Genomic DNA, 335 nt, shown 5'->3' with positions numbered 1-335 from the left:
ACGCCACCAGCCGCTTGTCGCCCGGTGCGTCCTCACGCACCACCACCACGACGTCGCGCACCGTGGGCTGCTCGCCGAGGGCGGTCTCCACCTCTCCCAGCTCGATGCGGAAGCCGCGCACCTTCACCTGGAAGTCGATGCGGCCCAGGTACTCCAGCGTCCCGTCCCGGCCCCACCGCGCCTTGTCTCCCGTGCGGTACAGCCGCGTCCCTGCCGCACCGTACGGGTTCGGCACGAAGCGCTCCGCGGTCAGGCCCGGTTGGCCCAGGTAGCCGCGCGCCAGGCCTTCTCCGCCCAGGTACAGCTCTCCGGGCACACCCACCGGCACCGGCTGC

Annotated in this window: 1 protein-coding gene; it reads right to left on the bottom strand. The window is 72.8% G+C overall.

Annotated elements, in window-relative coordinates; all coding sequences use genetic code 11:
* Positions 1–335 (bottom strand): hypothetical protein (locus ACLEQD_RS45330; protein WP_410392063.1); only part of this gene is annotated, 335 nt, incomplete at both ends.

Origin of the sequence: Corallococcus sp. 4LFB (assembly GCF_046520365.1) — a bacterium.
Classification (GTDB): Bacteria; Myxococcota; Myxococcia; order Myxococcales; family Myxococcaceae; genus Corallococcus; species Corallococcus caeni.
This window is presented reverse-complemented; position numbering and strand designations above follow the sequence as displayed.